Source organism: Streptomyces sp. SD15, from assembly GCF_054462255.1.
The window spans coordinates 37,978-46,759 of record NZ_JBTLMO010000058.1; the positions used below are offsets into that span (position 1 = coordinate 37,978).

At 67.6% G+C, this 8,782-nt stretch carries 5 protein-coding genes and 1 pseudogene; 1 reads left to right on the top strand and 5 read right to left on the bottom strand.

Annotated features, from left to right (window positions below):
• Positions 1–7: 7 nt before the first annotated feature.
• From ACX28W_RS37035 to ACX28W_RS37050, 4 genes are read right to left on the bottom strand one after another with little or no spacing between them, the layout of a single operon-like run.
• Positions 8–2,161, bottom strand: a complete 2,154-nt coding sequence (locus tag ACX28W_RS37035) for a hypothetical protein (RefSeq protein WP_459004415.1) — start codon at positions 2,159–2,161, stop codon at positions 8–10.
• A gap of 20 nt (positions 2,162–2,181) precedes the next feature.
• Positions 2,182–3,042, bottom strand: coding sequence for an AAA family ATPase (locus tag ACX28W_RS37040; RefSeq protein ID WP_459004417.1), 861 nt, complete (start codon positions 3,040–3,042; stop codon positions 2,182–2,184).
• Positions 3,043–3,074: 32 nt separating this feature from the next.
• Complete coding sequence (locus ACX28W_RS37045) at positions 3,075–6,506, bottom strand: SUMF1/EgtB/PvdO family nonheme iron enzyme (RefSeq protein ID WP_459004419.1); 3,432 nt, start codon at positions 6,504–6,506, stop codon at positions 3,075–3,077.
• Positions 6,507–6,510: 4 nt separating this feature from the next.
• Positions 6,511–7,578: a trypsin-like peptidase domain-containing protein gene (locus tag ACX28W_RS37050; RefSeq protein ID WP_459004420.1), complete on the bottom strand. Its 1,068-nt coding sequence runs from the start codon at positions 7,576–7,578 to the stop codon at positions 6,511–6,513.
• Between the two features lie 310 nt (positions 7,579–7,888).
• On the opposite strand from ACX28W_RS37050, the pseudogene ACX28W_RS37055 reads away from it, so the two are divergent.
• Positions 7,889–8,029: pseudogene (locus tag ACX28W_RS37055) on the top strand (glycosyltransferase); the annotation flags it as partial.
• 96 nt (positions 8,030–8,125) lie between these two features.
• Here the strand turns inward: ACX28W_RS37055 and ACX28W_RS37060 are convergent.
• Positions 8,126–8,563 (bottom strand): DUF2637 domain-containing protein, encoded by a 438-nt coding sequence (locus tag ACX28W_RS37060; protein WP_459004421.1) that lies wholly within the window; start codon positions 8,561–8,563, stop codon positions 8,126–8,128.
• Between the last annotated feature and the right edge of the window lie 219 nt (positions 8,564–8,782).

An 8,782-nucleotide genomic window follows, 5' to 3' on the forward strand; every position in this document is an offset into this window, starting at 1 on the left:
ACCCGGGTCACTCCCAGAAACGCTTCATGACGTCCGCGAACTGCTCGACCAGGTAGGCGCGATACTCGGGGTCGTTGGCGTCACTGTGTGTCTGCGGGTACCGGTGGTCGAGGAAGTACTGGATCCCCAACCTGCGCAACTCCTCGTGGGTGAACCTGGCCGGTGAGATACGAGCGATCCGCTTGCCGCTCTCCGCCGCCCGCGCGGTGATGTCCGAGGGAACGACGAACTGCTGCGGTGCGATGAGCAGGACCGTCTCCTTCGCGTACGCCAGTGCCGCGACGAGGAGGACCTCCCACCAGCGGGTCCAGACGAGTGGCAGTCCGTACTGGGCGGACAGGCTGCTTCGGAACGATTCCTGGTCCTCAAGGACTTCCACGGGCGGTACCCGGGTGTAGAGGGAGTCGCCCAGGCGGTCACGGATCTCGTCGAAGGTCAGCCCCCAGTCCTTGAAGGACACCCGTCCGTAGATGTCGAACGACGACACCTGCACCTGTTCGCCGTACATGCTCTTCAGGTCTGCCGGCACGCCCAGCGTGCGGGTGAGGTACCACTCGGTCGCCTGCATCTCGTACCCGCGACCGGAGAAGCTGTAGGAGAGGTCGCACCGCGGATCGCCCAGATCACCGTCCTCGTAGTGGTGGGACAGCCACACGATGGGCTCGTTGCGGTCGATGAGGCGCCGCTGGGCGGGGCGCTCCTGCCGTACGTAGAGCTTGGGCTGCCGCTTGTAGTAACTGCGCAGCGTCCGGCGGAAGTCCAGCCCGTCCTGCATCGAGCCGTGGAACTCCACGCTCCGCACCTGACGGCTGCTGCTGGTCATCGCCAGGTGGAAGGCCTTGTGCCGCATGCTGTTGATGAACTCGTCCGCCGGCGGCCAGCTGTGGCTCGACCACTCGTCGGACCGTCTGAAGACAGAAGCCCGCGGCTTCGGCCTCGGCTCCGGGGCCTCGATCTCGAGTATGTCGCCGGGCGGGAGGTCCGGGGCGACATCGGGGGCGTCGGATCCGTTCGGCACGTCCTCCCTCCCGGGTACCCGGACGACCTCGTAGAAGTGCGAGAACTGCGTGCAGTTGCGAGCCACGAAGAACGGCCCGCCGCTGTTGCGCGCACTCACCGCGGTCACTTCCACCATCAGCTCCCGGGTGCCCCTGATCCGGCCGATCCGTTCCACCCTCACCTGGTCGAAGTAGCCGACGAGAAACCGGAAGACGCGCTCCTTGAACATGTTGTTGAAACAACTTCCGCACGCCGTCAACACCGTCTCGAAGGTCGGGGAGATCCGCTGCTCCCCCTCCAACAGCTTGGCCAGAACCCGCGAGAACGCCTGGTAGTGCCGTATCGAGAGTCTGAGGTCCGCCGCTTCCTCGTTCAGCCGGTAGATGAGCCGCAGCAGCGCCGTGCCCTTGTCGAAAGTGTGGGCCGTCCCTTCCGCCCGGTGCGCCTCGTACTGCTGGACCAGGCGCGGAATGTAGTCCAGATATCGCAGGAGTACGGGCAGACTCGGCTCCCAGATCTGGTACTTGGTCGCCGGCAACGCCGACCCTGCGTCGTCCGGCACCAGCGCGGGCTGGCGCAACAGCCGCTGGACGGGCCGCACATGGGTGGCGTTGCAGACGAACAGGATGCGCCGGTACCTCGGGTGCAGCCTCTGCAGGAAGGCCGCCATGTGCTGCTCACGCCAGGTGTCCACCGGCTCGAATCGCGCAGGAGGGTGCGCGAGACGCTGCTCGACCAGGTTCAGGTACCACTCGGCTCCGTATTCGAGCGCGAGGCCGTCGTCGGGCCAGTCCTCGTCGGCCACGCAGAAGTGGTCGATCAGGTGTCCGGGGGCGATCTCCTGGTCGACGAACCGCAACGGCACGCCCCGTTCGCGGGCGATCCGGACTGCCTCGACGATGCCGTCGCCAGGCGTCACCGGAAAGACCTCGCGCTGGTCGCCCTCGCTCAGCGACGAGATGACCAGCGAGACGTGCGGGAGTCGGCCGACGGCCTCGAGCATCGGCTCGCGCACCGACTCGGGCAGGCCGACGGCGATCAGGTCCTGTTCGTCCAACTGGAGTTCCTGCGCCGCCCGCTGGACCTGAACCGCGAAGTTCAGGTGGTGGCGCAGGATGGGCACAAAGCAGATGTTTCCCTGTCGTACGTACGGTGAACTCATGTGCACCACGCCCGCCGAGCTCAGTTCCGCCGACCGACGACGAGAGAGGCGATTCGCTCGAAGATCTTGATCTTCGGGCCGCCGACGTGCTGCTCGTAGTTCATCGCGTAGTTCATCAGGGCGACCGCCTGTCGAACGGAGATGTCCAACCGCTCCTCCTGTTGGTACCAGGCCACGAAGGCATCGAGGAAGTCCGGTGAGGGGCTCAGGGAGGTCTGGATGATCTCGCGCAGGTGCTCGAACGGCGGCTGCGTGATCTCGATCACCGGCAGGGTGCGCTGCTCGATGTACTCCGGCAGGACGTGCCCGGCGTTGCTGAGCGAGGGGTTCAAGGCGCAGCAGAACCGGAAGCGCGCCCTCGCATCCTCGTCCCTGGCGCCGATGTTGACACCCGTCATCGCGGAGTAGACGTACTGCCGACCGTCGAGCACCGAGGCGAGCGGGCTCAGCGCACGCTCCGGGACGCGGTTGATCTCGTCGAAGAAGAAGAGCCCACCCTCGTACAGTGCGGTTGCCAGGGGACTCGCCCGCAGCGTCAGCGGAATGGAGTCGCCCTGCGCGGTCTCGGGATCGGGCGTCAGCAACAGGGCCAGATCCTCCGGCGTCAGCTCCTCGTGGCCCTGCACGATGTACAGCGGCCTGTCCAGACGCCGGGCGATCTCGTAGACGATCTCGTTCTTGCCCAGCCCCGGGGCGCCCTCGAGCCGGAAGCTCAGCGGGGGGACACCGCTGTCGAGCAGTTCCCTGCCGTCCGGGCTGATTCCCCAGGCAACCCGGCACATCATCAGTTCCATCTCGCGCCCGATGAAGGGGCGTTTCGGGACCTCGACCGGTTCTGCCAGGGCCACCGTGACCCCGTGGATCTCGGCATAGCGCGCCATGCTGTCTCCCCCCTCTGGAATGTGACGCCGCCTCAGGCGGCTCGGCAGCTCACTCGGAATCCGAGCCTGTGAAAGCGCACGAACGGATCGAACCACCCGCCGACCAACGACCAGACGGGGTTGTGCGCACCCGACATGGCACCGCCCTTGACGACCGCCGGCTTCCCCCGGCGGGTCCTCGGGTCGCGGGGCCGGTGCATGAGCTCCGTTTCCGTAGCCGACGTCATCGACATGGTGGTGTCGCACCACTGCCATACGTTGCCGAAAAGATCGTGGATCCCCAGCCGGTTCGGGGGGAACACCCCCACCGGCGCACCCTGGACGTGCTCCAGCCCGTGCCGGTACGGCTCCATGTACTGCTGGATGACCCCGACCAGCTCCGGAATGACACCGGTCCCGGCGTCGACGCCGGCCTCCGCCAACTGGGCGGCGGTCAGGTCAGCCAGAGCGCCGTCCTCACCGATCCACTCGCGCAGATCCGTCAGCACCAGCGGGCCGTCCTGCCGAATGCGGGCACGCTCCGCGGGCGTACGGCTCCGCGTCCCCCTTGCGATGGTGAGCACCAACTCGAAGATCTGGTTGCTCCCGTGCGCCGCGCTGTCCCATTCGACGGCGGACGGAAGCCGGAAGACGTGGCCCCTTCGACGGTGGGTCAGCCACGCGCAGTACGCCTTCGCCTCGAAGAGGCTCACCCCGGTGACCGGCTGATTCGGCAGGTTCAGCCGGCTGTTCAGCCAGTACCGGGGGAACCTGATCTTCTGCACCTTGATCCAGTTCCAGCCGAGGTCGTCCCACCAGTCGTCGTTGTCGTATCCCCCGCCCAGGACGAACTCTGCGAACTCCATGTTGGTGACGGGGTACTTGCCGATCCGGAAGGAGTCCATGAGTTCCGAGCGCGGTACGTCGACCATGGTCCGCAGCGGCGCGCCCACGGCGATCCGCGGATCAAGCCGGCCGAGGGTCCGGAGGTCCTCGATCCGCTCGTCGAGGCCGTCGGCGGCCGTGACGCTCCCCCGGCTCAGGGCAGCCGAGGTCGTCCTGCCGACGCGTCCGGGCAGTTCGAGCAGGCATTCGTGGGCGGTCCGGGGACCGGCGGTCCTGAAAAGGTGCTCGACAACAATGCCGGCGTCCTTCTCCTTCAGCAGCGAGACCAGGATCCGCAAGAGGTCATGCCAGTCGCTATCCGTTCGGGCGGATCTGCCGAAGACGGCGGCGACACCGGACCGGCCGATGTCCTTTGCCAGTTGACGCGCGGCGAAGTAGTCCCGCAGGAGGTCGAATCGGAACTCCAGGACTCCGGCGTCGCCGACCTCGCGGAGCAGGCCCAGAAGCCGCCCGGTCGCGATCAACTCCTGGTCCGCCGGATCCTCGCTCCGCTTCTGCCGGGCGTCCGCCCGTTTGAGTTCGAGCGCCACCGCGGCCAACCGGACCTCCGCGTCCCGCCGCACCCGGTCCTCGATGCCCAGGGCGCTGCCCCACCGGGCGACGTAGAACTCCAGGACCGTCCTGAGTCCGGCTCCCGCCAGGTCGTTGTCGGTGAGCGCCAGTTCGCACAGCAGGCTCAGCACCAGCGGATTGCGGATGTGCTTCGAGATCGGCGCGCCGTGGGCGCCCATCAGGTTGAGCAGGGAGAGGTCACCGCGCCGCTCCTCCAGCAGGGCTCTGATCTGCTGCTCGCTCAGCTCGCGGACCGTCAGGACGCTGAGCTTCAGGAGTCCGGCGGTCCGCTCGTCGCGGCAGGCCAGGAGGGCGCCCATGGCGGGATCCTCGGTCCGCCGGCGGCTCAGGTCCTGGCTCAGCCGGTCCTGCTCCGCCAGCGACAGGCGGTGGACATCGTCCAGCAACAGGTACAGCGGAGAGCTGAACAGCGCGCGCACGGCGTGCAGCGAGCCGAGTCGCCCGACGAGGGCATGGCACGGCAGGGGGAACCGTTCGCTGCCGTCTTCGAACCAGGCGAAGGCCTCCCGCCCCAGGTGTGCTTCGATCCGGCCCACCAGGTCAGGATCCGGGTTCTCGTCCAGTGGCACATACAGCGGCAGGTAGTGCCGGGCACGCACCCCGGCCTCGCCGATCCGGGGCACGAACCACCTGTGCTCGATGCTCAGCAGCGACGTCGTCTTACCCGCGCCCGTGCCTCCCGTCAGCGTGCCGTGCCGCACCATGGCCGGGATTTCCGCCGTGGACTCCACGAATCCCACGACCGCGTCCTCCGGGCGGGCTTCCGGATCGAGCCGTAGGTCTGCCGCCAACGCGACGACGCCCCGCTGCCGGGGAACGGTGCGGCAATGGCCCTCGATCCGGTAGGCGATCTCGTGGAACCCGGCCTCCATCAGCAGACGCGCCAACTTCAGGGCGACGGCGGTCTTCTCCGGTTCGTCGACCACTGAGTCCACGAAGGCCGGTCGCGTCGGGAGGCCGCGCAGGATCTCGGCGGTGGCTCGGGGAAGGGTGGCGCTGTTCGCGCTGAGCAACGGGAAGAGCACGGATCTGAACGGCAGCCTCCGGCCGAGCCTGCGTTCGCACTCCTCGGCGCGGTACCGATACCGCTCGGAGAACAGCTCGGCCGCGGTGAGGACCTGTGCGGATCGCCGACGGAGCGCCTCCGCCGACCGGCCCCACGCCCATCGTGGCAGCCCCAGCACGAGCCGGTGTCCCCGGGAGGCGGCCCAGGTCAGAAAGGCCTCCAGAAGCACTTCGGGCTCCGCGTCACCGGTCGCGTCGGGCTCTCCCGGACGCCCCCGCCGCACGGCGAGCAGACGCTCCGGCCGTGCCGAGGAGCAGTCGATCAGGAGCAAGGACGCGGGGAGACCCGATATCTCGGCATGTCCCGCCGCCTCGCGGTAGGCCGGAACTCCGTATCCCGGTTGGCTGTATCCGGGCTTGCGATACCGTGCGGGGCCCGCCGGACCGAGCAGCGGTTCCCCGTCGATCCAGACGGCGTCCCCGGCGCCTTCGGAGACGGCCAAAAGGGCCGGTTGCACGTCGGCCGCGAAGTCGGTGACCAGGACCAGCGGGCGCTGGGCGTCGAGCAGTTCCCGGAAGTGCTCGACCGGTTCGGCGGCCGCGAGCGCCGGGCCGGACATCAGGGCCGCCGGCCGGAACAGCACAGACGGCGCGTCGTCCGCGCGGCGGGCAGGGGGCGCCATGCGGCGCGCGGATGCCAGCGGGTCGGGCCCGGTGAGCCCGTCCTCGGCGTCTATCCGCAGGCAGAGCAAGAGGGCCTGCTCCCCCTGCTCCACTCCGGTCGGCAGACCGCGCAGAACGGCCTTGAGCTGTTCCGCGGGAAGTTTCTCCACCAGTTCCACGGCGAACTTGCGGGCGGAGCCGTCGTAGTCGATGCCGGCTCTTCCGGGCCACTGGCTGAGGACGGGCAGCAAGATCGCATCGCGTTCGGCGCTGGTCCTGAAGTACTTGCTGAGGAAGTCGACGGTCTCTCCGAACAGACCCGCGCTGAGGACTGCCATGGCGTCACACTCTCAACCGCTCGATGGCACCGGGCGCGTTGTCCTGCAGGTCGGCCAGTACCGCGATCATGCTGATTCCCTCATTGCGCAGATACCGCTGACGACCATTCGGCTCGGTCAGCATTCCGCCGCTGTGGTGAATCCCGATGACCTCGAACGCATTATTGAACACCGGCGAACCGGACGAACCCGGCTCGGTTGAAGTGGTGTATTGAAGGATGCGTTCATCGGCGTACGCCACGAAGTTGTTCTGCATCGATATCTTCTTGTAGTGCCCGCCGGGATGCTGAATGATGTTCACCCGCTGATCCCGCCGGCTCCGCTCGGGCCTGAGCTTCAGCGCGGGAATTCCCTCGGGCACACCGGCCAGCTCGATCACCGTGAAGTCCAGTCGGGCGTTGGTGTGGAACAGTCCGCCCGCCTTGGCGCCGCATGTCCGCACGGGGGTGCCGACCCCGTACCGGTCGAGCTGGTAATTGAACTGGTATTCGCTCTTCTCGGCTGTCAGCCGGTCCCGGATCACATGGTTGTTCGTCATGAGGAGGTCCGGGGAGACCATGAAGCCCGTGCCCAGCGATGCGGGGGTGACGATGCGCGCCACAGCCTTGGCGGCGTCGAGTGCGAGCTCGAGGTGGGCCACGTCCCTGAGCGTGTTCTCGCCGATGATCTTCTCCGCGACCTGGTCGAACGACATTCGCCCGTACCAGCCGTCGGAGATCCCCCGGTCCGCCGTCGGCCTGATCGTGAACGGGTAGCGTTCCAACAGTCCGCGCAGATACTCCGCGTCCTCGCCGCCTCCCAGATAGGCGAGCATCTTGTTGGCGAGCACTCCCAGCGTCTCGCGTCCCGGCTCGTCCTGTCCGAAGGTCTGCAGACGCTCCACGACCCGGACTGCCACCGCGCGCGGGGTGCCGTCCAGATTGAGGGATGTGACCACATCGTCCTTGCGTGGCGTTCCGGCGAACACATCCGTCACGAAGTCCACGCGATTCTGCACCGTCTGAAAGTCGGGCATGGCACTGAGAATGCCGATCAAGCGCTCGAAATCATGCGCATCCAGGCTGATACCCATCGGTTCCCCCGATCCGACGTCAGAGATCTCAGCGAATGACGACACGTCAGGCTACATCGTGAGGCGTCCCGAGCACGGCGTCAACAGACGCTTAAGGGAGTACACGCCCGTGATCGAATTTGTCGTGCATCAGTGAGAATTTCGATCACGGGCCGGAGATCGAATTTGGCGGTGTCCATGAAACCGGGGCGAAGCCCACGGCCGAGGAATCGACCACACCCTCCCGGCCGGGCGGCACCTGCAGCGATCCACAGCGCCTGCTGCGGTACGTGCGCGGCGACGCGCCACGGGCCATGACGTTCCCGAGCTGATGGTGCCGAGCGTCTACGAGTCGTACGGCATGGCCGCCGTCGAGGCCCTGGCATCCGGTATCCCCGTCATCGCCCACCCCACGCCGGGACTGCGCGAAGCGCTCGGCCGGGCCGGCACGTTCATTGGCCGCGCCGACTACCGGGCATGGGCGAGCATAGAGGGCAATCAGGCCATGACTGACTCGCGCTCTTCTCGCACTGCGTTGCACTGCACAGACTGCCCCTCAGATGTCTCTTCAGTCCTCCTGGTCGGCTGTATCGGGCAACCGTCCGGCAGGACTGTGCGCCAGCAGCGCCGCCGACGGCCATCCCGCGACCAATACCTGCTTCCACTCCAGAGTCGGCGCCGCCGCGACATTCGCCGCCAGCGACACCGCGATCCCCAGCAGAAACGCGGACCACACCGCGCCGCGCGCCCGGGGTGTACAGGGTGCCGCGGGCTTCAGCAGGCCGACCGTGGCCAGGAGCAGAAGGCCGTCCACAGACAGTGGCCACAACGACGCGACGCGCTGACGCTGTCCGCTCCGCCCTGCACGCGAACTTCCGCCGATGAACGTACGAGGCGTACGCCGCGCCCCCTGCCACGACCAGAGCGCACTGAGGCCGGATCCACGCATCCAGATCGAAGCCCCGGCTCCCCGCAGCTCCCCCTGGGGCTCGGTGTCAGTACTCATCGAGCCCACCGTCCGGCACCCGCCCCAGTGGGGTTTACCTAGGGCCTGTCCGGCGGATCATGCCGGAGACGCGGGGTCCGGCACGCCGATCTGCGGCGTTGTCGTCGGTTGCCGACTCCCCCACTCTCGGCTTCGCTCGAGCGGGGGGACCCCCATCGCGTCGACGCCCTCCTCCGCCTTGCAGCTCGACGCACCAGACCCCGCTCACCTGCGCCGACA

What these genes read in the sequence shown, in the direction of transcription:
- ACX28W_RS37035 (WP_459004415.1), bottom strand. Translation starts at nt 2,161, where the DNA reads ATGAGTTCACCGTACGTACGACAGGGAAACATCTGCTTTGTGCCCATC.
- ACX28W_RS37060 (WP_459004421.1), bottom strand. Translation starts at nt 8,563, where the DNA reads ATGAGTACTGACACCGAGCCCCAGGGGGAGCTGCGGGGAGCCGGGGCT.
- ACX28W_RS37050 (WP_459004420.1), bottom strand. Translation starts at nt 7,578, where the DNA reads ATGGGTATCAGCCTGGATGCGCATGATTTCGAGCGCTTGATCGGCATT.
- ACX28W_RS37045 (WP_459004419.1), bottom strand. Translation starts at nt 6,506, where the DNA reads ATGGCAGTCCTCAGCGCGGGTCTGTTCGGAGAGACCGTCGACTTCCTC.
- ACX28W_RS37040 (WP_459004417.1), bottom strand. Translation starts at nt 3,042, where the DNA reads ATGGCGCGCTATGCCGAGATCCACGGGGTCACGGTGGCCCTGGCAGAA.